The following is a 26988-nucleotide window of genomic DNA, read 5'->3' as shown; positions in this document are numbered from 1 at the left end:
ATTTTCTAGGGATACCCCGTCTGTAGGAATGAAGAGGTAAAAAATAGGCTTTACTAATCATATGGAGGTGCCAGGAAATGAAACATAAAAAAGGTTTGGCTGCAACACTTGCGCTCTGCGTTTCTTTGACAGCAGGAGGTGCATCGGTATTTGCTTTCACAGATGTGAAGGATGAAGGTCAGAAGTCGATTGTGGATTCATTGAAATCAAAAGGCATTGTTAGCGGAGTAACAGCGGATCTGTTCCGTCCAGATCTCGCATTGTCCGAGCCACAGGGTGTTCAACTGATTGTGAACGCATTTGGTCTGAAAAATGAATTTGCGGAAGCATCCGCTCAGAATAAAATCAGTCCGGATACGTGGTATGCCGATGCAGTGCAGGCCGCTACTCAGAATGGACTGTCCATTCCGGTAGAATTGAATCCCCAAGGCAAGATGACACGCGAGCAATTTGTTATTTTGCTGCATGAAGGCATTAACACAACCGGGAATTATCCGGTCATCATGAAGTATAATCTTGTTAAGGACGAAAATAAAATCGGTAAGGACGCCATATCTGCAGTCCAGAACTTGCTGAACATGAACATCATTGAACTGGATAAGGACGGTAACTTCCGTCCAGATCAGTCGCTTACCCGTATGGAGGCTGCAAGCATGATCTTCAATGCACTTGAATTTGTGGATAAACACGGCAATGGCGGCTCGACAGAGCCAGCTCCAACTACTCCAGGTGAAGGCCAACAAGCGATTGTACCTGAAGTAACAACGACGAAGGTTGATGACAAAACAACCAAAGTTAAACTCAGTGCTGAAATGCCGCACCCTGGTTATGGATTGAAGATTGATGATGTGAAATTGGAGAAGGATGGACGTGCGATCGTGCTCTATTCCATTATTCAACCTGATCCAGACATGATGTATCCGATGGTTATCACAAATGTGACTGCAGAAACGGATATCCCAACAGGGTATACAGCAGAAGCTCAACCTTCTGGTAAGTAAATTCACTGCAAACCCTATAAACTGAACATGGTTAAAACGGATGTGAATCTTCAAAACCACTCTCCATGCATGTATGGAGAGTGGTTTTTTATTTGAGTTGAAACTGTACACAGGTTTTTATATGATCATTTATATTACATGTAGTGTAATTAATTATGTCATTATTTATGAATGAAATGGATATCTGCTTAGGTTGTAAAGCCATTTCGTGTTAGCGGAATGGCTTTTTTTAATGGTCTTTTCTGAAATATCTACTGTTTTCAGATTCTACGCCTTGTGCAAAATCTACATATATGACTTCATATTTCCAGTATTTATAAGCGTTTATGTATCCTACAGGCAAGATAAAAACAACATATATACGAAAGAGGGAGGAGAAATATAGAATAAAGGCAAGCCATTACAGGCTTGTAGTATGCGAGAGATGTATGATAGATAATATCACATTGTATCACATCGGTAAAACCTTGAAACCTGCAATCCTTAGAATTCAGTATGATGCTTGTAGACTTGAATACCGTGTCCAATGCGTATATGTGGGTTTTGACTTTAAGGTCTGTTTTCTAACCTAAGTTTGGATCTGACATCTTTCAAGTTCATGTAATGAAACTCTCAATGACAACTATAGGAGGGAAATAGGTCAAATTCTACATGTTTTACAACCCCGAAATGACAATGACAAGCTGGCAACAAAAGTGTAAACCCCCGTTGTAACAGTATATTCCGTGATTTTAGAAGTGAAGATTGAAATGGCATATTTACGGATTAGGAAATGAACCATAAACTCGGTATGTAAGCGTTACCAAAAAAGGAGGAAACAACTGATGCAACCAGATGGGAAGTCCGCCTTATCGCAAAACTTATCGGTATACACCAATCCGAGCAGTAAGAAAAATAAATTATGGAGAAGGGCGATTCGGAACTGGGAGTTGTATCTGTTTATTGCACCAGCCTTTTTATACTTTCTGATATTCCATTATGGTCCGATGTACGGCATACAAATTGCATTTAAAAACTTTATCCCAACGCTTGGTGTCACAGGAAGCCCATGGGTCGGATTCGATCATTTCATCCGTTTCTTCAATTCGTATTATTTCTGGGATTTATTATGGAATACCCTTAGCATCAGCTTGTATGAGCTGGCCATAGGTTTTCCACTGCCGATTATTCTGGCATTAGCGTTCAATGAAGTGAAGGATTCCTTCTTCAAGCGTACTGTGCAGACCGTCACGTATGCACCGCATTTCATTTCGGTTGTTGTGATGTCGGGGATGATCATTACCTTTTTATCACCCTCGTCAGGCATGATTGTCAATTTGGTACAGGCCCTTGGATTTCAGTCACCTCAATTCCTGACGGACCCTGCGTGGTTCAAGACAGTGTATGTACTGTCGGGAGTCTGGCAAAGTGCAGGCTGGGGCACCATTATATACCTTGCCGCTCTATCGGGTGTGGACCCGCAACTGCATGAAGCGGCTGTGGTGGATGGTGCGAGCCGGTTCAAACGGATTTTGCATATTAACATACCAGCGATCATCCCTACGATCACCATCTTGTTAATTCTCAATATGGGCAGTATTCTGGGCGTCGGATTCGAGAAAATCCTGCTGCTGCAAAATCCGCTGAATATGGGCTCGTCCGATGTCATCTCAACATTTGTCTATCGGTCCGGTCTGGTCGATGCGCAGTACAGTTTCTCTACGGCGGTGGGATTGTTCAACTCCGTAGTTAATGCGATTCTGCTTATTACCGTGAATCAGATTGCACGCCGTACCAGTGAAAACAGCCTATGGTAAAAGGAGGGAATACACATGTCATCCGCTGTGAAAGAAAGCAGAAGTGATAAATTGTTCTTATTGTGCAATTACATCTATCTGACGGTAGCGCTCGTCATTGTGCTGTATCCACTGTTATACATCATCAGTGCTTCAATCAGTGATCCCAAATATGTAGCCTCCGGTGAGATGTGGCTACTTCCAAAAGGGATTACGTTTGAAGGTTACGCTCGGGTGTTTGAGAACACCAACATCTGGATTGGTTACAAAAATACGATTATCTATACCGTTGTAGGCACCATCGTTAACCTGATTGTTACACTACCGGCAGCCTATGCGCTCAGCCGCTCGGACTTTGTGGGACGCGGATTCTTCATGGCGATGTTTATGGTAACGATGTTCTTCGGCGGAGGGCTTGTCCCGAGTTACCTGCTGGTTAAGGATCTTGGTATGGTGAACAGCATGTGGGCACTTATTCTGCCCGGGGCTGCATCCATCTGGAATATTATCGTATGCCGGACGTTCTTCCAATCGACCATTCCCAAGGAGTTACAGGAAGCGGCGCATATTGATGGGTGTACTAACACTCGATTGTTCATCAAGATTGTGCTCCCGCTTTCCATGCCAATCATTGCAGTGATGGCGCTCTTCTATGGAGTCGGACACTGGAACAGCTATTTCAGTGCCATGATCTATCTGAATGATTCTTCCAAGTACCCACTGCAGCTCTTTCTGCGCCAGATTCTGGTGCTTCAGGAAATGGCGGCACAGGGGGGAGGCGCTATCGATACGTCTTCAGCAACGGCGATGAACACCAAAGCGGAGATCGCTGCACTGGTCAAATATGCTGTCATTATTGTTGCCACCCTACCGGTCATTGCGGTGTATCCATTCCTTCAGCGTTACTTTGTACAGGGTGTTATGATCGGTTCCGTTAAGGGATGATCTTAATCCATATACCACATTAAACAAGGGGAGTTGCTGTCATGAAAAAGCTTCGCAAGGCTTCATCCATTACACTCTGTCTCACCTTATTCGCAACATTGCTTGCAGCTTGTGGTTCAACCAATGAAGATGGAAGCACGACCTCCAAAGTAGAGGGGGTCAAAAAAGAAGGTTTCCCCATTGTAGACAAAACGCTAACGTTAAAGGTCATGTCCCAGGATGCGGGTGTAGCCGATTGGAGCACGATGCCTGTGCTGCAAGAAATGGAGAAACTGTCGGGCATCAAGCTGGAATACCAGCTCTCACCGATCGACAGCTTTGAAACGAAGAAAAATCTGGTTTTCGCGAGCGGAGACTTGCCGGATATGTTCTATGCTGCGGACCTCAAGCCAGCCGAACAGGTGACTTATGGCAGCCAGGGCATCCTGATCCCGTTGGAAAAATACATTGACGAAGGTTACGCACCAAATATCAAAAAGATACTCGATGAGAACCCGGATGTCCGCAAATCATTTACAACACCAGATGGACATATGTATGCACTCCCATTCATTGATAAAGCGGCTGTGTGGTATAGAGGGCCAATGTGGTACAACGGGGAATTCTTGAAGGCACTTAACGTAGAAGAGCCTAAGACCACGGAAGAATTGTATACCTATCTCAAGCGTGTAAAAGAAGAAGATCCTAATGGCAATGGCCAGCAAGATGAAATTCCGCTTACTTCTGTGAAACTGGATGATCTTCGCATGTTTTTCTTCGGCTTCTGGGGAATGTACAACGAAGGCATCTATTCCGATAAGGACGGTAAAGTTCACTACCCTTATCAAGAAGAAGGTTACAAAGGTTATCTTACATTCATGAACCGCTTGTGGAAGGAAGACTTGCTGGATCATGAGACCTTCTCTCAAACAGGTGATCAGAAAAAAGCAAAAGGTGAAAGCAACAAACTTGCACTGTTCAACGATTACCATCCATACTTCACGCTCGGCGGTGAGCCTAGCACGGATCATCCGCTGATGACACCGGTGAAGAGCGAGGTGGCAGATTCTCCGGTATACGGCAAGCATCCGGGCATGTCGGCTCGCGGTACTTTTGCTATTACGAGCAGCAACCCGTCACCCGAGGCGACGATGCGATGGATCGATTACTTATACAGCTATGAAGGTGCGACTCTGTTCAATCAAGGTCCGGAAGGTGTGTTGTGGAAATTCAAAGACAAGGAAAATCACGTGAAAGAGTGGCTCCCCGTTCCTGGCGGCGGTGATCGTGAGGAATACCGGGGTAAAATCACGCCGAACTTTGGTATCTTGACACCGGGTATTAATGATCCGGATGTAGCGAAGGGTCTACGCACCGAATTTGATGAGTGGATTGACCAGCAGAATCAAGAGAAGTTGGTACCTATCGGAAAAGCACCATTTCCTAACGTTTATTTGACGAATGAAGAGCAAAGCGAAGCAACCGCTCTATTGTCTGATCTGGATACGTACGTTAAACAGATGGAAGCGAAGTTTGTGACCGGCCAGGAACCACTTGAGAACTGGGATAAGTACATTGCACAGATGAAGAAAATGGGCAGTGACCGTGTCATCGAACTGTATCAGGGGGCATATGACCGCTGGAATTCGGGGCAATAAAGCCTATCGAGATACATCCCATGCAAAAAGACAGCAGTTAGCTTCAATAATGTTAGCTGCATTAAATTTTTCGCATATAAGAATTCTCGGGGGAGGTGTGAACCGTTATGCAGAAATGGTTTCAAGAAGCCAAACTGGGGATATTCATCCACTATGGCATCTATGCGGTGGACGGGGTAGCGGAATCCTGGTCCTTCTATAATGGCAGGATATCCTATGAAGAATATATGAAACAGTTGGATGGTTTTACGGCATCGGAATTCAATGCAGAGAAGTGGGCGGACCTGATTGAGAAGTCTGGTGCCCGGTATGCCGTGTTAACAACGAAGCATCATGATGGCGTTGCTCTATGGGATACGCAATATAGCGATCTCAACGTCGTCAAACAGACTCCAGCCAATCGGGACATTGTGAGGGAATATGCGGAAGCGATTCGGGAAAAGGGCATTCATCTGGGGATGTATTACTCGCTCATTGATTGGTCACACCCGGATTATCCTAGCGTGTATGAAGGTGGAAAAGTACCGGAGGATCTCAGTAGTGTCAACCGGCATTCAAGTCCTGTGGACGGCGTTCAGGATCAGGCAAAGTGGCAGAAGTTCCTGCAATTCAATAACCATCAACTGAGAGAGATTTTAACAAATTACGGAAAGGTGGATCTGCTGTGGTTTGATGGGGACTGGGAACGGAGTGCCGAGCAGTGGAATCTGCCGGAGTTCAAGCATTATCTGCAATCTTTTAACCCGGATATCATCATCAACTCCCGCCTTCAAGGTTATGGGGATTACAAAACGCCTGAGCAGGGCATTCCGATTACAAGACCGGAGGGACCCTGGGAGTTCTGTACCACGATTAACACATCTTGGGGTTATGTGCCAACCGATCATAAATATAAATCCCTGAATCAGATCATTCGGATGTTCTGTGATTGTATATCGATGGGCGGTAATATGTTGCTGGATATCGGTCCGCGTGAAGATGGCACCATCGATCAGAGGCAGGAGGATATTCTGCTTGGGCTGGGAGCATGGATTCGAACCCATGAAGAGGCCGTCTTCGGAACGGGTGAAGGCATTATGCCTCGCTATTATCTGGGGGGAAGCACCGTATCTGAGGATCGAAAGACGCTGTACCTGTTTGTGTATGACGATCCAAAAGAGAATGTGTGCATCAAGGGGCTCTGCAATCCGATCAAGAAAATTACCGTGCTGCATTCGGGCAAAGAGCTTAATCATGAGATTCATGGGGGCGTGCCTTGGTTCAATATCCCGGGAACAACGTGGATTAAGATGACCTCGAAGGATACACATGAACAGGTGACCGTTCTTAAGCTCGAATTCAATGAGGAGCTGGAAATGTACGGCGGCTCTGGAGCCGTTGTCACCCATAACTAACCATTACGGGGAGGGCGTGTGCCGATAGACGCATGTCCTCCCTTACGAATTGGAGAGAGTGACATGAACCGAAGTGGAGTGCCAGAACCCAGGATTGAGTATGCTCCCAAACATTATATATGCAAGCGTGCGCAGGAACCACTGGTGTTAGATGGCCGTGTGGATAAGGCATTTTGGGATGCGGCCCATTGGACAGATGATTTCGTTGATATCGAAGGTGATCTTCGTCCGAAGCCAGAGAAACAGACACGGGTAAAAATGCTGTGGGATGACGACTATTTCTATTTTGCTGCCGAGCTGATTGAAGATCAGATATGGGCTACCCTGACTGAACGTGATTCCGTTATTTTTTATGACAATGACTTTGAGATTTTTATCGATCCCGACGGGGATTCCCATCAATATTATGAGTTCGAGATCAATGCGCTCAATACGGTATGGGACCTGTTATTAGTGAAGCCGTATCGGGATGGTGGGCCTCCGGTTAACGGTTGGGATATTAGCGGTCTCAAGACAGCCGTATATATCGATGGGGAACTGAACAGACCTGGTGCAGAGAACCGGAAATGGTGCGTGGAAGTCGCGATTCCTTGGGCCAGTCTAAAGGAATGTGCCGAGGGAAACCGTCCACCTGCGCCGGGTGAATTCTGGCGTGTCAACTTCTCGCGTGTGGAGTGGCAGACGGAAGTGCAAGACGATGAGTACCGCAAGGTATTGAATCCAGAGACGGGTAAACCTTATCCCGAGGACAACTGGGTGTGGTCACCTATGGGCATTATCAACATGCATTACCCGGAGTTATGGGGTTATGTTGTATTCTCGGATGACGGAACGGATCAGTCATTTGAATTGCCTGAAGACGAACGAATCAAATGGGAGCTTCGCAAGCTTTATTACCGTGAACGTAATTATTATGAAAAGCATGGTGAATTTACCCAAGATGTGAAGCTGCTTATGGGTGAGGAATCGTGGAGCTGTGAGCCTGTTATTGAAACGACTCGCAGCCTGTTCCAGATTACTGCGCCGTCTTTGGACGGAGCGGCCTTGATCTGTATTCGGGAAGACGGAAAGCTGTGGAAGGAGTGATAACGCAATGACCAGCCAAACCTTGGTATTTTCCCTTGATGCACAGTCATTGGAGAGGATCGAGCAGAAGTTCCAGGAGAAGGTACGTTTTGCAGAGGCTCGCAAATCGGAGTTGTTTCATATTTTTCAGCAGGAGCTAACGCAAGAAGAGACGTGGGCATTGAAGTATGTCTATGTCTATATGCCGGTAAACGACATGGCTGATTATAACGGGGACTTGTTCTTGAGTCATGTGCGCCGGGCTTTGGACACCCGTAAACGTGTGTCATGGGGAGAACGTGTTCCGGATCATTTGTTTCTTCATTTTGTGCTGCCTTATCGGATAAATACGGAAAATATTGAAGATTACCGCGGCTTACTGTATGACGAATTAGCCAAGCGAACTAATAACTTATCCATGGCAGATGCCATTTTGGAGACCAATTATTGGTGTCATGAAAAAGCGACCTATATAGGCAGCGATCTGCGCACGATATCACCGCTGACGATGATCCGCAATGCTCGTGGTCGATGCGGCGAAGAATCCACGCTGGCGGTGGCCGCTCTTCGCAGCATCGGCATACCTGCCCGCCAGGTCTATACGCCGCGTTGGGCTCACTGTGACAGCAATCATGCTTGGGTAGAAGCTTGGGCAGATGGTCAATGGTATTACATCGGGGCATGTGAGCCGGAAGCCCGTCTGAACCAAGGGTGGTTCAGTCCTCCAGCCCGCAGGGCCATGCTGATTAATACGAGAATCTATGCCGACTATCCCGGACCAGAGGATATTACGCTTTCCGAAAAGGGATATACGGAAATTAATTTGCTTGAAAACTATGCGCCAACACGCAACATCTATGTGAAGGTGAAAAATGAGCAGGGAGAGCCCGTACCCGGCGCGAGTGTCCGTTTTGAGCTGTACAATACAGCTGAATTTTATCCAATTGCCGAGATTAGGACGGACGCACAAGGGGAAGCGACCTTTAAGACTGGCTGTGGAGACCTTTTGATTCGTACGGTCAGCGGCGGCAAGTGGAGTGAGATCCTATTTAAGGCTCGGGAAAACAAGGTTATAGAGCTTGTGCTGAACTCATCAGAGCAGCCTACAGGGATTGTAGATTTCGATATGGTTCCTCCTCCGGAAAGGGAGGGAGAGGTCGTGCTTGCATTACCGGAAGAGAAGATTAAGATTCATAATCGTCGTCTGGAGGAAGGAGCGCAGACCCGGAGTGAGTATGAGGACACGTTCCTGAGTGAGAAGGAAGCTGTCTCGCTGGCTAAAAAGATTGGATTGCCCTCGGTTCGTGTATGGGATGTTCTCCGCAAGGCACGGGGGAACAGCCGTGAAATTGCAGCTTTCCTAGAGGAACGTTCCAATCCATACGGTGAGTGGCCGCTCCGGTTGCTGGAGTCGATGAATGAAAAAGATTTAATTGATACCCTTCGCCAGACGCTGGACGATCATCTGATTGGTGCACTCTCGCAGCAAGGATCATGGGCGGAAGATACGTTTGTGAGATACATCCTGTGTCCGCGGATCTCCTATGAGATGCTGGTCCCTTATCGAGGTGTATTCCAGAATGCCTTTTCGGCAGAGGAGGTAGTGACGTTCAGGGAAAATCCTGCGACGCTTGCCCGAATGCTGGAACAGGAATACGAATACTATGAAGATCTTCCTAATCTAAAAGGTAAAGGGAATCCGATAGGGACGTTTAGTCTAATGAAGGGAGACTCTCAGTCGCTGGATATTTTGTTTGTGGCTGTATGTCGCAGTTTGGGTATTCCGGCCCGATTACATCCGAGCGCACAGAAACCACAGTATCTAAGTGACAGAGGCTGGGAGGATGCAGTGTTTAGTCTCGCCTTACCTCAAACTCAGGAGAGCACAAGCTGGGGAATGCTCCAACTTCATAGGGATATAAAAGCTTCGCAGGATACACCTGAAGCATCCTATTTCGAGAACTTTACGTTTGCCCGTCTGGAAGATGGCGTCTACAAGACGTTGATTTATCCTTATTACAGTACGGATGTCTATAGTGAGCTATATGAGGTTGAGGCAGGAGCTTATCGCTTAACGACAGGCATTCGTCTGAAAGATGGAACGGCAAAAGTACGATTCGTTTACTTTACCGTGAACGCCGGAGATACAACTGATGTTGTATTGTCTTATCGCGAGACTGAGTTTGATATTCCTGTACTGGGTAAACTTGCACCAGGAAGTATACTGACCCGTCTGGATGGTTCAGAGGTAGAACTGGAGGAACTTCTGGGATCGGAGGGTGCCATTGCTGCCTGGATTGAACCGGAGCGGGAACCGACGAAACATCTGATTCGTGAGCTGTGTGAGCTGGCAGAGCCGCTGGATAAGCTGGGTATACCCATCGTACTCATGATCGGAGATATGGAATGGAACGCTGCCTTTGACCCTGCTGATTATCCAAAACTGCCTGTACGCACGGTTTTTGTACGAGATTCCAGTTATGCTTCCTTGTCCGGCTTCATTTCGAAGCCTGCAACTCACGAAGCGGGTTATCCACATCTGTTTGTGCTGGATACTCAGCATCAAGTTCGTTATTTGGCTTCCGGGTACAAGATTGGTACCGGGAAGGAAGCCTTGCAGATTGCTGCTGCGATATCTCAATCATCGAACGGATCGGAGTGAAGAGAGTGACCAAATATATTGCTGCCGGTTATGCTGTTGATTCAGTTCTTCCCGACATGACACATGAGGATCTCTTGAAGTTAACACATCTGAACGTAGCCTTCGGACATGTCAAGAATGATGCAATCACCACCGAGCATTTAAAAAACGGCCATGTGATCCAGCACATCAAGCGGGAGCATCCGAATCTTACAGTGCTGTTGTCTGTAGGCGGATGGAGCGCTGGCGGTTTTTCCGAAGCCGCCTCAACCCAGGCGGGGAGGGAGAGCATGGCTGCATCGGCGGTTAGGGCGCTGGAGGAATATCCTTTTGACGGGATCGATCTGGATTGGGAGTATCCTTGTTACGGTGAAGCCGATATTACATCCAGCCCTGATGATAAACGGAATTTCACCTTGCTTCTCAAGACGATCCGGGAGACATTGAGTGCCAAGGGAGCCGAGGATGGTCGTCATTATCTGCTCACCATTGCGGCAGGGGCCGATCAATACTACGTTGATGGTACAGAGATGGCTAAGGTGCAGCAGTACTTGGACTACGTGCAGTTGATGACCTATGATATGCGTGGCGGTTTTCAAGTCCTGACCGGACATCATACGAATCTGTACACGCCCACCGGAGATTTGTTTCGAATTAGTACGGATGCTTCCGTGAACCTGTTTGTTCGCGCCGGTGTTCCGAAGGATAAAATTGTGATCGGTTCCGCCTTCTATTCACGGATCTGGACTGAGGTTCCTGACCGAAACCACGGGCTTCATCAAATGGCTGGCAGCACAGGCGGTTACGGTCCGTCATTTGCCGAACTGGAAGCGAAGTACATTAACAAGAATGGTTACACTCGTTATTGGGATGAAGAAGCCTGTGCACCGTTTCTGTTTAATGGGTCCAGCCTCATATCGTATGATGATGAAGAATCGATTCAATGCAAATGTGAATACGTAAAGGATCAAGGTCTGGCCGGGATCATGTTCTGGGAGTACGGCTGTGATCCAACTCACCGTTTGCTGGGTGCAGTACATCAAGGGCTGAAGGTTCTTCCAGCTGGGAAATAGGATAAGCACGTCGAAGCCGACGGATCGATTATGTCTACGGACTAAAAACATACGAAGGGGCCGTCCTAACGTCATGAGCATGACGTATAGGACGGCCCCTTGTTTGCGTTATTTTGGTCTAATGAATCAGGCACGGTTATTCGCTCTCATATACATTGTTTACTGTTTTGAGATGTAACCATTCACAGAGACAATGTATCCCTTTATCCAATACATTCCTCGTCATCATCATCAGGGGAATCGACGGAGCCGTTGGGACGGTGCATTTTACGGTATTGCCCTGGGGTATAACCCGTCTCTTTTTTGAATTTTCGGATGAAGTTTGGTGTATCCAGGTAACCGACACGCGTGATGATATCTTTTAACGGATCGGTAGTATGCAGCAGTAGTCGAATGACCTCATCCATCCGTTTCTGCCAGATATATTGGGTAAAGTTCATGCCGATCTTTTCTTTGAAAGAACGACTGAAATAGGATGAAGAGATCGTGAATTTCGATGAAATCGTACCCAGACTGAGATCATAATCAGAGAAATTGGCATCGATATAAGCAACAATTTCATCCATCAGGGAGCTTTCTTCCGTTTCACTCTTTGCCTCGACATGGGCGCAGATTTCGGCGGCAAGACCTGTCAGTTTTTTCTCCAAATCCTCCAACGAGTCGTAGGAAGTGATCCTTGGAAGTTGATCAACCACATGATGAATTCCAAGCTCCGAAGCGGTTTTGAGCATTGTATTCAGAATATCAAAGCAGATGCAACGCAGCAGCGGTACAGACGGCATTTCGGATTTCAGGGTATTCAACGCAGTTGACACCATCTGAACCGCCACATCATAGCTGCCTTGTTTTAAGCTCTGAACCAGCTTTAATAACACATCCTTAGGAACCCAGAAGGAAGAATCCTGTACATCGGAACCGGAAAGGTTGTTAAAGTATGTACTGCTGCCCTGTCCATGCAGCATCGATGCTTCCAGAGCGGTCGAGGCCTCAATGTAGGACTGATTCAGCTGTTTCGGATAAATGTACCGATTGCCTATCCCAATTGCGGGCGCGACCCCGGTGTGTTCTGTCACCATCCATTGCAGTTTTTCAACAATAGGCTCCATACGGGCATTCAGTCTACCTTCATGCTCTATTTCGGCATCGAATCCCACGATAAGGGCCAATTGGTCTGCTTGTGGCAGCTCCACGCCGTAAGCATATGCAGACAACTCCGGCAGCTCCACATCGTTCATCAGCTGCATGACAGTAGGTTGCTCGGGGTTATCACCGTTAGGAAAAGCATGCATTTCCCAGCCCATGATCATGACAAAATAATGGGATCGGTTAAAGCGTATGCCAAGCTTATCCGTAAACTCAGATGGGAAATCTCCGGTGTGACCGTGCTTCAGCAACATGAGCAAAATATGATTGCGAGCATACGGTTCCTGAAGATCTACGCGCTGACTGTAATCATGCAATGTTTTCTTGATCCATTCCAGCTCGTTGGTGGTGGAGGATGGATCAGGATCATTCTTCAACCGAATGAACTCCATTAAGTCTGAAATCGGATGGTACTGTCTTCGGGCCAACATAATGGCGAGGAACGTGCCCATCACCACCATGAAGGAGAAAACGAGAACAACAAAGGTGCGAATATGAACGATACGGCTAAAAAATTGGTTGCTGGGCATAGCGGTTACATAAGTCCAACCCGCATCCGATTTAACGGATACAACCGAATGTGGTTCTTGATTTAAGGAGATGCTGTGCGTTCCGGGTTCAAGAGCAAACAGAGCGTTAACTTCCTGTTCGGATATGATTTCTCCCTTGTAATTGGCTGCCAGTACTTGCCCGTAATTATCGAAAATATAAGTCATCCCGTGATAGTCGCTGAGGATGGAATCAATTAGGCCCGTCAGATTGGACTCGTGAATCAGGTACATGACGGTTCCATGGGCGGGCGTATTGTTAGGTGCAATCGGTACAAGGTAGGCTAGCATGGAATTGGGTATTCTGGTTCCTTGGACGACCTGCTCCGCTGGACGTATCGTGGGGGACTGTACGTTATTCAAATCCCGGATCATGTCTGTTTTGTTCCAAGTAGTAAATTTGTAGCGGCCAGTGAATACATCCAGATTCTCAGAACCTTGAGAAGAATAGATGTTATCATCTCCGCGGAAGAACAGGAATAACTCATCGATAATGGAACTGGTGGCTTTATATTTGACCAATGCGCCGATTGATTCCCGGCTATAGTACGGATGGTGGGTCCAATACCGCGTTAACTGCTCATCGTAGGCGATGCGAAAAGCGATGTCTTGGAGTTCCTTCATGCGATCATCGATGACAGTTTTGGCTTGAGTGAGCTGATTGACATTGGTCTGTTCAATCTCTGAACGGAGCGTGTCTACAGCATTGTGATAAATAATGATGGTTAATATAACAAGAGGGATAAGGAAAATGGAGATATAGGATAGTGTGTACTTAAGCAGAAGCTTGGACTTGAAGTGATTCCATTTCATATCTGCAACCTCCCGTTTTTCTTTCGTGCTGCAGCGATAGCGCTCTCATATGGGGCAGTGAAGTTACTGCCAAGATGGGAGCTACTGGGGTGTTCCTTCTAAAAATACTAGGAGAACTTCTCTAATAAAGCAATGGTTCTTTTATAAATTCCAGTGCAATCATTGAGAAAAATATAAAGATAGCAAAATCCCCTGAAAGTTCACTCATTTCCTTATGCTACCACACAAGGTTTTTCAAAGAGTATCTACTTTAAGGGGATAATTTTAGCTGATCATATATTATATTTTCTATTATTGAATATAGGAGTTAAAACGATTATTCGTCCAGAGGTTCATAGTCAAACCAATCGTAACTTGCAGGCGTACACTCCCCCGATGGGGCGTAGGCGTACATGGCGATCATCACACCTGTGAAACCACTTGCGACTTCGGTAGATAACAGATGTGTTTCCCCTGAACCCACTTCGATGGCATCGGATGAACCTTGCTGGTAGAGGAACGTGAAGTGATTACGGTCAGCCTTGATTTGTAATACAACCGGCCCCTTGTCACATTTAAGTACCTGTTCGGTTCGCAGAGAGCCAACGGTTCGCCGCAATACGATTTTCTTCTGCCCATCGACCTGTGTTACAGCCAAATCGTAATGATATTTATCATTCATAAATAAGGTTAATCCAGCTTCCTCACCGCTCGCATTTGGCTCATAACACAGCTCGGTGGCCATATTGCATAAAAAATGGCTCAATCGACGCCCGACAAAGGCTGGATTTTGTCCATCATCGAGTGAAACCGAATGACCTCGGAGGATGAGTTGCCCGGGATTTTCAGTGAGCGTCCAACTACCCGGAACTGGATTACGTAAGAAGATCCAGTTCATTCCTAATGATGGTTCGTCAAAATCATCCCGAATAGCCTGAGGTGACCAAGGGTGCTCAGCCAACAAAGGCCCAGTCATCTCCTGCTCAATATGTCCGTCCACACCGATCATCGGCCAACCGGTATCCGTCCAAGTGACAGGTGCCAGGAACGTTTCACGTCCCAGATGGTGCCGCATGGGGTAACCTGCTGGACGAATGCCAAGAGATACGGCCCACCAGCTTCCATCCTGGATCTGGACAAGGTCTGCATGACCGGTTGCGTGAATGCTGGATTTCATGCTCCGATTGGACAGTATCGGATTATGTGGACATGGATCAAATGGACCATATGGCTCTGTGCTCCGAGCAATGGTCTCCATATGACCATACTCGGTTCCACCTTCGGCGATCATCAGATAGTAGAGGCCGTTTATTTTATACATGTGGGGAGCTTCGGGGGCTGCTCCTCCGGTTCCGGTCCAGATTAATCGGCTATCCGTCAGTCTCGTTCCGGTCTTAAGGTCTATCTCGAACTGATAGATGCCCTCACCTTCATCGCCGTTACAGGCCGTTTGAAAATACACATGTCCATCTTCATCGAAGAGAAAAGAGGGATCAATGCCGCCCTGATCAACAAAAATCGGAGCAGACCATGGTCCCTCGGGCTGGGCACTACGTACATAAAAATTTCCGCCGCCGCTGACATTGGTTGTTGTCATATAGAACCAGCCATCATGGTACCGGAGTGTTGGGGCAAAAATGCCGCCAGAGCTGCCTGCGTTCGCTAAAGGGAGTTGCTCAGTTGTTGTGAGGACATGGCCGATCTGTCGCCAGTTCACAAGGTCTTTGCTGTGGAAGATGGGCACACCAGGGAAATATTCAAAGGTACTGGTTACCAGATAATAGTCTTCATCTACACGGCAGATACTCGGATCTGGATAAAACCCCGGAATCACCGGATTGGTATATTTCATCATTTATGCTCCTATTCATTTCGAGAGTTTAATATGGATCTGAACGTGAACGTATGAAATGTATCCTTGCTACAAGGGGAATTATATCGTCTTTAATCATTTCCAACCTTGATTTTTCGGTCCTCGAATAGCATGATATAGACATTCAACCCAACATGGTTTGCGGAGGGGAATGCTTTTGAGTAATGCATATTTGAGATGGTTTACTTCAGATCAACAGTTTCCATTTTTCATTCAGTATGGTGGACACGACCAAGACATGGAACTTCATAATCATGTGGACTTTACGGAACTTGTCATTGTTCTGAGTGGTCATGCAACCCATGTGGTGAACACCGAGGAATTTTTTATTAAAAAAGGGAACGCATTTGTGATTAATGGCGACACTCATCATGCGTATAAAGACCCTCATGATTTTAGGATCTGTAACATCATGTTCAGTCCCGAAATGCTTGCTTCGGCTGGGCCCGATCTGAGAAAATCTAACGGCTTCCAGGCGCTGTTTGTTTTGGAACCTTTTTATCGTAATATTCACTCCTTTCCGAGTAAATTGGCGTTATCCATTTCCAGTCTGGAGTATGTAGAATCGCTGATATCGTTCATGATTGAGGAGTATCAGAGTAAACAGCAAGGGTATCAGACGATGTTGATCTCACGTCTTACGGAGATGGTTGTATATTTGTCGAGGCAATATGATACGCAAGAGAAAGGGATCGAAGGTAATAATCTGATGCATCTGGCAAATGCCATTTCATTTATTGAAGATCATTATCTGGAGCCACTGTCGCTAGAGGATATTGCGGGGAAGTCGAATATCTCAATAAGGCATCTGAATCGGATTTTTCGATCCTATTATCAGATGACCCCGATCTCTTATCTGCAAAAGTTGCGTCTGGAGAAGGCATGTCATTTGTTGAAAAACGGGAACCTGTCCATTACGGAAATTTCATATGAATGCGGGTTTAACGACAGTAATTATTTCACCCGCCAGTTTAAGAAAGCTTTTGGCGAATCTCCCAAAACATACAGGCAGAATCATTAATACCTGACCGAATAAAAAAAGCAAAACAGGGCCTCCTCATAGGGAGGTCCTGTCTGCTGTCTTAGGGAAAAGGGAAAATTCAATAGTCCAAAAGCCGTCCGTTGTCATGCCACTGACCGTACATTTTATTTTCCTTTGTGTTGGTTATGAACTTATCCAATCTGCTCTGGAATAATGCTGGCTGATTCTTAACACTTTGGATCGTATCGATCCGAACGTTTTGATACAGGGTAGGGAAGGCCATGAAATTTGCATAAACCTGATGGTCTTCTTTCAGCTTTTGTTCGATCACGCCATCAATAATGAAAGCATTCTGATCCATAACAGGAAGAACCTTTCTCCCCTCGTCATGCATCAAGCCCAACTTTTCAAGACGGCGGACACGTTCCTTGTTCAATTCAGTCCATGAGCTACGTTTACTCCTAGGAGATAATCTCTGTGCTAATTGAGTCTCGGATATTTTCTTTTTGACTCCATCGATCCAGCCAAAGCACAACGCCTCCTCAACCAAGTCCAAATACAGCAGGGTATTTGGCACGGGTTTCAAACTTATCATTACCCAGCAAGATTTCTCAAATTTTCCATGCTCTCGCAACCAATTTCTCAATTCATCCCTTGACGTCACGGGGATACAATGTACATTTTCCATCCGATTATCGACTATGCTTGAGCCAGTTCCTGATACCAATAGAGAAAATAGTCATTCATGATGGAGGCATGCCCCAATTGACGCAGCATGGTAGAAACATTGCCTCGATGATAGGTGCCGTGGTTAACTGCATGGAATACGATTTCCGATAAGCTGGTTTTGCGAACTCCGGCAAATGGATTATCGAGTAGAATGGTTTGCTCCAGATCCGCTTGGCCTCGTAACCACTCACTGTATTGTGCCGACAGGTCGGTAAAACGTTTGATGTACTCATCCACAGAACCGTGAATCTCACCATTAAGCAGTATACATGCTTGCAGTGCCTCGTGCATACCGGTGCCATTCAATACCTCGTACCACATTTTATCTACCGCGTAGATATGGCTGAGTGCGTGAGCAATGGTTGGAAATGAACTGTTCACTTCCTGACTCAGTACAGAAGAGGGCAATTCCTTGATTCTGCCCAGGATCGTTTGGTTGGCCCATGCGTGGTAGTTATACATTTGTTCTGGATGATTCATTGATGATCGTCTCCTTTAATTTGGCAATAGATTGGGTTAACTTACTGAGATGATTATAAAAAAAGAAGTATGACAACAGCGTGTCATACTTCTTCATAGAGCTTAAGTGCATTTTGAAGTTGTTCTTTCAGGATGCCTCGTAATTCAATCGGTTCAAGCACCTCAGCACCACTTCCCAAACTAAGCAGAAACGACCAAAGCCATCTGGCTTGTAACGGTTGATGAACCTGGATCCGCATCGTCATAGTTCCATCCTCATGAAATTGCTTATCTGCCTGTTGGAAATGATCCATGGCTTCCGCAAGTCCTTCCGGATTCACCCGAAATACAACATCACTTACCTGATCTTGCCATGACGGATCTGATACAACCGTCTCTTGAGGAATCTCAAGATGGGGTGGGAAGTGTTCCGATGTCAGTTGTACGTTCATCATCCGGGACAGTCGGAACTCGCGATAATCCTGCCGTGTCTGGCAAAATCCATACACATACCAATTACGATATTTAAAATGAAGTCTTACCGGTTCCAGATGGCGGGGGGTATGTTCATTTTTATAATTGATGTAGTCAAAACGGACAACCTGATGTTCTGTAATACCTTTACGCAGATGAGGAAGGGCATCAGGTTCGGTTCGGCGAGTCTCCAGATCCACCGATAGGCTTGAGGTTTGATGCTCCGGTCCAATCGTTTGCAGACGTTCAATCGTGCCTTGTGCACGTGCATCTTCGAATACTGTGGATAGACTGCTCAGGACAGTTATCAGGGAATCCACATCATAAGAACCGAGCAAGCTTTTATCCATCTTGTATCCGTCCATCATGCCGTAGCCGCCTTTGAGTCCCTGATGGGAGACAACCGGGAAGCCGGCGGCACAGATTACATCAATATCCCGATAGATCGTTCTTGGGGACACCTGAAACTCTTCCGCCAAGGTGGAAGCAGACAATACTTCGTGGTTCAGCAGTTTATATATGATTGAGATTAATCGCTCCAATTTCAAAAGGTATCCCCGCCCGTTGTTCCATTTTTGTCATTACAGGCCATTATTATATCACGACATGGTGAACAACATGGAGGATCGCAGGGGGCTATAAGAAGTCATATCATCCAGTATGTTTGTTTCAACTTGGTTAAATAAGTTCTTAGGCGAGATGAAAAAAAGAGTGCTGGATAGCACCCTTTTGAAGACACATTGTTGTTGCTGTTGTGTTGAACAGTTACGTTAACAGTTGGGTCGAGCTTAATTCATATCGAGTGAATAGTCAGAGCTGGCTCTACTCTTCTTGCACGTTATAGAGAACCCGAGCGAGCAGATTCTGTCCATAGTTACCGAAGTTTTTGCCAAAGATCGTTAAGCCCCGTTTGTTCAAAGGTCCGTCCGTAACCGCAATGCGGAAATGAATATCGCTTTTGTAATCCAGCCCAATCTGGTCCAGCGTTACGTCCGAGATGCGGCATCCGTCGATATAGCTGCCTTCCTGTGTAATCCGGATCAGCTTCAGCATGCCGTACTGATTCAAGTGTGGAGGCCACCATTCCGGATTAAAGGTACCGCGTGTATTGCCAAAATCCCCCGGACTTGTCCAGCAGCCAATCTCAATCCCATTGACATAGAAGTAAATATCCGAAGGGTAATTGTCACAAAAGCCAGGGGCCTCCGATCCCAGTTCCATCGACAACTGAATTTCGCTAAAGGACTGATTAGGTTTGAGATAGTTTGGAATCCGATACTCGAGATAACCTTCAGCCAGCCAGATCATCTCCGCATCAATTCGCAGTGGATCAGCAAAGTACCGCGGATCATCGAACTCTCCAACAATGCTGTCTCGGGTAGCGAGACCACATGTAGGTGCAGCCTGATAATCGCTGTAATGACCGACCTGAATTTCGACCTCATAACGATTGTTAATCTCCTGTGAACGCAGATCAACCATCAATTTTTCCTCATTGAGATAACATATCTTCTGAATTCCATGTTTGCCAACAGCGGTGTTGATCTCGATCAATCCGCTCTCTTCAAGCTTCTTAATATGCATTGTGATAGCGCCATTGCTCAGTCCAAGCTTGGTTGCAAGATCATTGAGATTAAGACTTTGGTTCTTGGCCAGCAGCTCGATGATCTGAATCCGGATTTCCGAACTGAGCGCTTTGAAGATATTCACACCCGACATCAGATCTTTAATATAAATCATAGGTGGATTTCCTTTCCCCGTTCTGAACAAAGTCTTCGACACAGACATTTGCACATTTATATGTTTTATTTCAGATAATTATAAATCATTCCCTCATGGAAGGGAAGGGTGGAGAAATAGAAGCCAAAACCCTTGTGTATAGCCCAAATACGAAAATATAATCTATATTTTGTTCACTATTCCGGTTAAAATAAGTGTTAATCAGTTCACATATATTTGAAATATACCATTGAAATGTAATGTAACCGCTTTTATAATCCTATTATACCTAAATTGATTCATTACTTCATGAACCTAATTAACCATTTGATCAGGAAAGGTGGAGTTTGGTTTGGAAAAGTTAAGCAATGTGAAGAGGTTTAAGTGGAAACGGTTGGCGTTACCGGCATTACTTGTGATGGTATTACTGCTGGCAGGTCAGTCAAAAGCTTTGGCGGCGTTCTGGAATCTGACCGGAGATACCGCTGTTCATGATCCGTCGATTATCAAAGAGGGCAGTTCCTGGTACACCTTTTCAACCGGCCCGGGCATTCAAGTATTGAAATCCGATAATGGATCGTCCTGGTATCGTGTTCCACAAATCTTCTTAAGTAAGCCATCCTGGTGGGCTTCTGCCGTTCCGGGACAAAGCGGATTGGATGTATGGGCACCGGATGTAGAGCAGTATAACGGAAAAGTATGGCTCTATTATTCGATCTCCACCTTTGGCTCCAATCGGTCTGCAATTGGTCTTGCGTCTGCGAACAGTATTGGTGCAGGGCAATGGAAGGACGAAGGATTGGTGCTTCAAACCACGACCGCCAATAATTATAATGCCATTGATCCGAATCTGGTCATTGATGCTTCAGGCAATCCATGGCTGGCCTTCGGTTCTTTCTGGAGCGGTCTGAAGATTGTCAAGCTGGACAAAAATACGATGAAACCGACGGGAAGTATAACTTCCATTGCTGCGCGCCCGAATAACGGAGGGGCTATTGAAGGACCAAGTATTGTATATCGTGGCGGTTACTATTACCTGTTTGCTTCCATCGATTCTTGCTGCCAAGGGGTGAACAGTACCTACAAAATGGTCTATGGACGTTCGACCAGTATAACAGGCCCTTATGTGGACAAAAACGGAGTTAATATGCTGAATGGTGGCGGAACGATATTGGATACAGGCAATGTGAAATGGAAAGGTCCAGGTGGTCAGGACGTGTACAACGGTAATGTCATCGCAAGACATGCCTATGATGCAGAGGATAATGGCAATCCGAAATTGCTGATTAATGACTTGCTTTGGGACTCGAATGGCTGGCCGAAATACTGATTTGTTTTAAATAAATATAAAATATTTTATAAAAGTGTTGACTAAAGTGATCTGGATTTGATAAATTTAACAACAGAAATCTTATTTCATCCAATTGAATGCGGTTACAAGTCCAGATCAGGAGGGGTTCAGATGGTAAAGAAAAAGAGTTGGGTCACATTTATGCTTCTTATGCTGGTAAGTGCGCTGGTACTCGCAGGTTGCGGGGGAAGCAGCGGTGCAAGTGGGGACAAGGAGTTAACGTTTATGTTCCGCGGCGGTACAGACGAGCAGAAAGCATACCAGGCGGTGGTCAAGAAATTTGAAGAAGATCATCCGGGTGTGAAAGTCAAAATTATCGTAACGGCTGCGGATCAATATGCAACCAAGCTAAGAGCGGCAATTACAGGCAACAGCTTGCCTGACGTATTTTATATCAATCCGGGCGACGTGAAAGCATATGTGAACAGCAATGTGCTGATGAACCTCACTTCGTATATTGAAAACAATCCGGATGTGGATCTCGATAATATCTGGAAATACGGCGTGGACCTGTATCGTTATGATGGAAAAATGGCAGGACAGGGCGATATCTACGGTATGCCGAAGGATCTGGGGCCATTTGCACTGGGCTACAACAAAACGTTGTTTGAAAAAGAGGGCATCCCACTCCCTGACAAGGATAAACCATACACATGGGAAGAGTTCATCAAGGTGAACCAGCAAGCGACCAAAGATACCAATGGGGACGGTAAACCGGATGTGTACGGTACCGGATTCAACGTACAGTGGGCCCTGCAATCCTTTGTATGGAGCAACGGTGGGGATTGGTTGGATGAGACCAAAACAAAGGTAACAATTGATGATCCGAAATTCGCTGAAGCCTTGCAATTCTTCGCGGATATGCAGAACGTATACAAAATTACACCTTCCATTGAGGAAGCGCAAACATTGGATACGTACCAACGCTGGATGAAAGGTGAGATGGCTTTCTTCCCTGTAGGCCCATGGGATATGAGTACATTTGAGAAATTACCTTTCGATTATGATTTGCTGCCATTCCCTGCGGGATCTACTGGTAAATCGGCAACGTGGATTGGATCTCTGGGAATCGGAGTATCCGCGAAAACGAAACATCCAGAAGAAGCAGCGGCATTGGTGAACTACCTTACGGCTTCGAAGGAAGGCATGCAGCAACTGGTAGATGCCAAGGTACAGATTCCAAACTTGCTTGATATGGCAGACGAGTGGGCCAAAGATACATCCACGAAACCAGCCAACAAACAGGAATTCATTGATATCGTTGAGGATTACGGCCGGGCACTGCCAGGTAACTACACTTACAATGCGGAATGGTATGACCTGTTCTTCACGGACATTCAGCCGGTATTGGATGGCAAGATTACAGCCGCAGACTATGTGAAGCAGCAACAACCGAAAATGCAGAAACTGCTCGACAAAGCGGTTGAACAAGAAAAGAAATCTCAGAAATAGTAGATAGGAAAGGGCGATGCCGGCAGCCTGCAATCATGCTGCTGGCATCATTCGTATTGGGACTTATTGGATTCCATACGGGCATGTGGCATTCGTTGATCGGCAAGGTTCAATCGAAGAATGCCACATGCTGATACTAGAAACAGGGGTGAACGCCGTGATTACGAAATCGAGTTTGTATCGCAAAGAGATGCTGTACGGATATCTGTTTATTTTACCTCCGATTCTTGGGTTGCTAATCTTTGTCATGTTCCCGTTCCTCTATTCCCTCTATGGTTCCTTTACCGATTGGGATGGACTGGGACAGATGAATTTTATCGGTTTGGCCAACTTCAAGGATCTGCTCACGGATGACCTCTTCTATAAAGCGATGTTTAATACATTCTTCCTGATGCTCGGTATCCCGATTGGTCTGTTGTTGGCTTTGTTGCTGGCAATGGGTCTGAATCGTAAAATTCCCGGCACAACGACATTCCGTGTAATCTATTACATTCCGGTTATTTCTTCCCTCGCTGCGGTGTCCATCATGTGGAACTGGGCATACAACGGGGATTACGGTCTGGTAAACCAGTTCCTTGACCTGTTTGGTATCAAGGGTCCAAACTGGCTCGCGAACAAAGACACGGTCAAACCCGCTCTGATTATTATGACGGTGTGGAAGGGTCTTGGATACACAATGTTATTGTACTTGGCGGCACTGCAAAGTGTATCACGTACATACTACGAAGCGGCTGAGCTGGATGGAGCCAATGGGTTCCAGATCTTCCGCAACATCACCTGGCCTATGGTGAAGCCGGTTACTTTTTTCCTCATTGTTACAAATATCATTGGTGGTTCCCAGATCTTCACCGAGATGAACATTATGACGCCTACGGGTGGTCCTGAATATTCTTCGGCATCGATCGTCTTCTACATCTGGCAGAAAGCCTTCAGTAACTTGCAGATGGGTTATGCCTCAGCGATGGCCATGATTCTTGGTATTTTCATTTTTGTCATTACCCTGGTGCAATTCAAAATGAACGAAAAATCAGCCTATGATGGGGATTGATTGTCAAGGAAAGGAGTGAACCGGAGATGTCTTACAGTCAAAAGAGGAAATTAACGAACTCGATCATCTTTATCGTACTCGCGATCGGTGCGATTGCGATGATTGCACCACTGATCTGGATGTTGTCCACGTCATTGAAGGAGAAGCAGGATGTATTCGCGCTTCCGCCTGTATGGATACCTGAAGTATTCCAATTTGGAAAGTATAAAGAAATCTGGGAAGCAGGACCGCTGCTCAGCGGGATCAAAAACAGCCTCATCGTTGCGGTAAGTGTAACGGTGGTGGGTACGTTTACGTCCAGTATCGCGGCCTTTGCCTTTGCCAAATTAAGATTTCCGCACAAAAACAAACTGTTTCTCGTGTTGCTGGCATCCATGATGATTCCTTATCCAACAGTCATGATCCCGCAATTCATCATGTTTGCGAAGCTGGGCTGGGTGGATACGCTATTGCCACTGATTGTTCCTGGCCTGTTCGGTAACGTAATCATGATCTTCTTCCTTCGCCAATACCTGCTTAGTGTACCTGATGCAATTATTGAGGCGGCCAAAATCGATGGAAGTTCCTACTTCCGGCTGTACTCCAGTATTACGTTTCCGCTCATCAAACCGGCGATTGCTGCACAGCTGATTCTCTGGTTCATGGGCATCTGGAACGATTATCTGGCACCAATTATCTATCTGAATTCACCGGAGAAGCAGACGTTACAACTCGTTATCGCGAACTTCAACGCGACGTATGCAATTCAAACCGATTACCCGCTTATTATGGCGGCGTCGATTGTGGCTCTGTTACCTGTATTAATCATCTTCCTGATCTTCCAGAAACAGATTATTGAATCGGTTGCCATTTCGGGAGTGAAGGGATGAATCAGCGGAAGAGATTCCGAGGGTGGACATTTTCGAAGAGAGGGGTTGTTGCTTCCATGTTGCTGTTGTTGATTACTGGGGCTATCGGCTGTGCTGGAGAAGGGGCGGGAGAAACGGTGTCCCGTCCGGTCTTTCCTGAAGCTCCTCAAGATACTCAGCTGTATGACACATCCATACTGGATGATGAATCCCGTTGGACGGTAAACAATGCGCATGATCCAGCCATTATCAAAACAGAACAGGGGTACTATGTCTATTCCACAGACGTTCGTGTAGCAGGAGAGGCGAAACCCGGTGTCATGGTACGCAAGTCAGATGATCTGATCCACTGGACATGGGTAGGTCAGGCTCTGCCCGGTATTCCGCAAGAAGCGCTGGATTGGACAGGTGCAGTCAATCTGTGGGCACCGGATGTGATCCAGGCTGGCGATACCTATCGGATGTACTATTCGGCTTCTTCTTTTGGCAGTACCCAGTCGGCTATTGGTCTGCAGACATCCTCATCTCCAGAAGGTCCATGGACAGATGAAGGACTCGTAGTGAAAACTTCTGCGAATGAACAGGACAAATTAAATGCCATTGATGCCAATCCCATTGTGGATGCCGAGGGCAATTCGTGGATGGTATATGGTTCATTCTTTGACGGCATCTACATTGCGCCACTTGATCCCGACACCGGGAAATTCAAGGACGAGGGTTATGGTACTCGCATTGCTGCTCGGGATCGTGCAACTGAAGAGGGCGCAGTGGAAGGTCCATACATTGTGTATAACCCGGAGTTCAAAAAATATTATCTGTTCGTCTCATATGATTCCTTATTCGAGGACTATAACGTGCGGGTTGCGCGTGCTGATTCAATCACAGGACCGTACACGGACATAAACGGCAATAACATGCTGGATACAGAGTATCTGCCGCAATATGAGATCGGCACCAAAATTCTCGGGGGGTATCGCTTCACGGAAGGCGAGGGCTGGGTTGCGCCCGGACATAACTCTGTGTTGAAGGACGGAAGCGATTATTACATCGTGCATCATGCACGGGGTGAGACGGATAAAAACTGGCCATATCTGCATGTACGTAAAATGTTATGGACGAAGGACGGCTGGCCTGTCGTTTCACCTGAACGGTACGCTGGTGAGACAGCACAGGATGTTCCGAAGTCCATGATTGCCGGGGAGTGGGAAGGCATGGCAATTGATCCGTCCGTGGACGGGCAAATTCAAGCCGTGCCTTATACCCTAACGGACAAAGGAAAAATCCAAAGCGAAAAAGGTTCAGGAACCTGGACGTTTGATGACAAACAAACACTGACACTAAAGTGGAAAGAAAGCCCATGGGGCGGAGCTACCACGGAAGAGCTGCAACTGCTGCCGTCCTGGGACTGGGAGCGAAGCCAACCCGCGCTGGTGGTGACAGGCCTCAATGACCGCGGCGTGGCGGTCTGGGGCAAGCAGATCAGCGCAGCGGAGGAGTAAGAGGTTGACCAGCGAGCAGTAAAAGAGCGAGCGACTGCTCCGAAGGTGCACAAGCAGTGAGGGGGAGGGAGGAGCCGCAGGAGCGAGTTTGGCATCCGATTTCAACCGCAGAGAGCGGTGATAAAAAGAAATCGGAGGACAAGAGAGCACCAAGGTCCTACCGCCACCGAACGTCTGCTGTGCATGGCAAAGCTGGCCAATAGCTCTGCGGCTAGCCCTGCATTACATGGGGAGAGTCGACTGTGCGAAGCGGTCAACCCCATAAGACCGAGCCAACAAAAGGCTCGAAGTGAGTTTGTAACCCAGCGAGCGCGGTGAGAGCGAGCTGCTGCGCCAAGGTGCACAAGCAGTGAGGGGGAGGAAGGAGCTGCAGGAGCGAGTTTGGCATCCGATTTCAACCGCCAGAAGCGGTGGAAAGAGAAATCGGAGGACAAGAGAGCACCAAGGCCCTGCCACCCCCGAACGTCCGCTGTGCATGCAAGCTGTCCTATTAAGGTGCACTAACGCAGATAGACACTTAAGATTCATCTGTGCTGGCCT

20 protein-coding genes are annotated in these 26988 nt (G+C 46.6%); 14 read left to right on the top strand and 6 right to left on the bottom strand.

Annotated features, from left to right (window positions below; genetic code table 11):
- Window positions 1–77 precede the first annotated feature (77 nt).
- The 8 genes from MKX68_RS05070 (at window position 78) to MKX68_RS05035 (ending at window position 11531) form a co-directional block, all read left to right on the top strand.
- Window positions 78–1001 (top strand): S-layer homology domain-containing protein, encoded by a 924-nt coding sequence (locus tag MKX68_RS05070; RefSeq protein WP_076319033.1) that lies wholly within the window; start codon window positions 78–80, stop codon window positions 999–1001.
- A gap of 824 nt (window positions 1002–1825) precedes the next feature.
- The gene (locus MKX68_RS05065) at window positions 1826–2797 is read left to right on the top strand and encodes an ABC transporter permease (protein WP_340909656.1); all 972 of its coding nucleotides are present in this window, start codon (window positions 1826–1828) and stop codon (window positions 2795–2797) included.
- Window positions 2798–2812: 15 nt separating this feature from the next.
- A complete protein-coding gene (locus tag MKX68_RS05060; RefSeq protein ID WP_036668765.1) occupies window positions 2813–3721 on the top strand; it encodes a carbohydrate ABC transporter permease in 909 nt (302 codons plus the stop codon).
- A gap of 41 nt (window positions 3722–3762) precedes the next feature.
- The gene (locus tag MKX68_RS05055; RefSeq protein WP_340909653.1) at window positions 3763–5358 is read left to right on the top strand and encodes an extracellular solute-binding protein; all 1596 of its coding nucleotides are present in this window, start codon (window positions 3763–3765) and stop codon (window positions 5356–5358) included.
- A gap of 107 nt (window positions 5359–5465) precedes the next feature.
- Entirely contained in the window at window positions 5466–6752 is a 1287-nt protein-coding gene (locus MKX68_RS05050; RefSeq protein WP_340909651.1) for an alpha-L-fucosidase, read from the top strand.
- A gap of 63 nt (window positions 6753–6815) precedes the next feature.
- Window positions 6816–7838 (top strand): carbohydrate-binding family 9-like protein, encoded by a 1023-nt coding sequence (locus MKX68_RS05045; protein ID WP_340909648.1) that lies wholly within the window; start codon window positions 6816–6818, stop codon window positions 7836–7838.
- Window positions 7839–7845: 7 nt separating this feature from the next.
- Window positions 7846–10479, top strand: coding sequence for a transglutaminase domain-containing protein (locus MKX68_RS05040; RefSeq protein WP_340909645.1), 2634 nt, complete (start codon window positions 7846–7848; stop codon window positions 10477–10479).
- Window positions 10480–10484: 5 nt separating this feature from the next.
- On the top strand, window positions 10485–11531 hold the full coding sequence (locus tag MKX68_RS05035) for a glycoside hydrolase family 18 protein (RefSeq protein WP_340909643.1): 1047 nt from the start codon (window positions 10485–10487) through the stop codon (window positions 11529–11531).
- 203 nt (window positions 11532–11734) lie between these two features.
- Here MKX68_RS05035 and MKX68_RS05030 read toward each other — a convergent pair whose 3' ends face one another.
- Both MKX68_RS05030 and MKX68_RS05025 read right to left on the bottom strand, forming a co-directional pair.
- On the bottom strand, window positions 11735–14035 hold the full coding sequence (locus MKX68_RS05030) for a helix-turn-helix domain-containing protein (protein ID WP_340909641.1): 2301 nt from the start codon (window positions 14033–14035) through the stop codon (window positions 11735–11737).
- Window positions 14036–14351: 316 nt separating this feature from the next.
- Window positions 14352–15866 (bottom strand): glycoside hydrolase family 43 protein, encoded by a 1515-nt coding sequence (locus MKX68_RS05025; protein ID WP_340909638.1) that lies wholly within the window; start codon window positions 15864–15866, stop codon window positions 14352–14354.
- 178 nt (window positions 15867–16044) lie between these two features.
- On the opposite strand from MKX68_RS05025, the gene MKX68_RS05020 reads away from it, so the two are divergent.
- On the top strand, window positions 16045–16908 hold the full coding sequence (locus MKX68_RS05020) for a helix-turn-helix domain-containing protein (RefSeq protein WP_340909636.1): 864 nt from the start codon (window positions 16045–16047) through the stop codon (window positions 16906–16908).
- Window positions 16909–16987: 79 nt separating this feature from the next.
- Here MKX68_RS05020 and MKX68_RS05015 read toward each other — a convergent pair whose 3' ends face one another.
- From MKX68_RS05015 to MKX68_RS05000, 4 genes are all read right to left on the bottom strand, one after another.
- On the bottom strand, window positions 16988–17557 hold the full coding sequence (locus MKX68_RS05015; RefSeq protein WP_340909634.1) for a YdeI/OmpD-associated family protein: 570 nt from the start codon (window positions 17555–17557) through the stop codon (window positions 16988–16990).
- A gap of 11 nt (window positions 17558–17568) precedes the next feature.
- The gene (locus tag MKX68_RS05010; RefSeq protein ID WP_340909632.1) at window positions 17569–18078 is read right to left on the bottom strand and encodes a DinB family protein; all 510 of its coding nucleotides are present in this window, start codon (window positions 18076–18078) and stop codon (window positions 17569–17571) included.
- 83 nt (window positions 18079–18161) lie between these two features.
- Window positions 18162–19079 carry a helix-turn-helix transcriptional regulator gene (locus MKX68_RS05005; RefSeq protein ID WP_340909627.1) on the bottom strand — a complete coding sequence of 306 codons (918 nt, stop codon included), beginning with the start codon at window positions 19077–19079 and terminating at the stop codon, window positions 18162–18164.
- A 274-nt stretch (window positions 19080–19353) separates the two neighbouring features.
- Window positions 19354–20271, bottom strand: a complete 918-nt coding sequence (locus MKX68_RS05000) for an ArsR/SmtB family transcription factor (RefSeq protein WP_017690213.1) — start codon at window positions 20269–20271, stop codon at window positions 19354–19356.
- Between the two features lie 397 nt (window positions 20272–20668).
- Between MKX68_RS05000 and MKX68_RS04995 the strand changes: the two genes are divergently transcribed.
- The 5 genes from MKX68_RS04995 to MKX68_RS04975 all read left to right on the top strand — a co-directional run bounded on the left by MKX68_RS04995 (window position 20669) and on the right by MKX68_RS04975 (window position 26448).
- Window positions 20669–21580 (top strand): glycoside hydrolase family 43 protein, encoded by a 912-nt coding sequence (locus MKX68_RS04995; RefSeq protein WP_053061664.1) that lies wholly within the window; start codon window positions 20669–20671, stop codon window positions 21578–21580.
- A gap of 132 nt (window positions 21581–21712) precedes the next feature.
- Window positions 21713–23053, top strand: a complete 1341-nt coding sequence (locus tag MKX68_RS04990) for an ABC transporter substrate-binding protein (protein WP_340909624.1) — start codon at window positions 21713–21715, stop codon at window positions 23051–23053.
- A gap of 157 nt (window positions 23054–23210) precedes the next feature.
- Window positions 23211–24101, top strand: coding sequence for a carbohydrate ABC transporter permease (locus MKX68_RS04985; protein WP_036611613.1), 891 nt, complete (start codon window positions 23211–23213; stop codon window positions 24099–24101).
- 26 nt (window positions 24102–24127) lie between these two features.
- On the top strand, window positions 24128–24970 hold the full coding sequence (locus tag MKX68_RS04980; protein ID WP_340909622.1) for a carbohydrate ABC transporter permease: 843 nt from the start codon (window positions 24128–24130) through the stop codon (window positions 24968–24970).
- Window positions 24971–25026: 56 nt separating this feature from the next.
- Window positions 25027–26448 carry an arabinan endo-1,5-alpha-L-arabinosidase gene (locus MKX68_RS04975; protein ID WP_340915288.1) on the top strand — a complete coding sequence of 474 codons (1422 nt, stop codon included), beginning with the start codon at window positions 25027–25029 and terminating at the stop codon, window positions 26446–26448.
- Window positions 26449–26988 lie beyond the last annotated feature (540 nt).

It is taken from the genome of Paenibacillus sp. FSL M8-0212 (genome assembly GCF_038004645.1).
Lineage (GTDB): Bacteria > Bacillota > Bacilli > Paenibacillales > Paenibacillaceae > Paenibacillus.
This window is presented reverse-complemented; position numbering and strand designations above follow the sequence as displayed.